Origin of the sequence: Tardiphaga robiniae, assembly GCF_013359755.1 — a bacterium.
Taxonomy (GTDB): Bacteria; Pseudomonadota; Alphaproteobacteria; order Rhizobiales; family Xanthobacteraceae; genus Tardiphaga; species Tardiphaga robiniae.
On record NZ_JABMCJ010000003.1, the window covers coordinates 1 to 321 of the forward strand.

Consider the following 321-nt stretch of genomic DNA (forward strand, 5'->3'; position numbering starts at 1 on the left):
ATGGCATATTGCATGGTGTGCTCCTTATTTATACATAACGAAAAACGCCTCGAGTGAAGCGTTATTGGTATGCGGTAAAACCGCACTCAGGCGGCCTTGATAGTCATATCATCTGAATCAAATATTCCTGATGTATCGATATCGGTAATTCTTATTCCTTCGCTACCATCCATTGGAGGCCATCCTTCCTGACCATTTCCATCATTCCAGTCGAACTCACACACAACACCATATGCATTTAAGTCGCTTGAAATTGCTATAAGCAGAGCATGTTGCGCCAGCATGATTAATACAGCATTTAATACAGAGCCGTGTTTATTG

The 321-nt window shown here is 41.7% G+C and carries 1 protein-coding gene; it reads right to left on the reverse strand.

The window, feature by feature from the left end:
• Positions 1-86: 86 nt before the first annotated feature.
• The coding region (locus HP556_RS00015; RefSeq protein ID WP_129364231.1) for a DUF2528 family protein at positions 87-321 on the reverse strand (235 nt) is incomplete at its 5' end.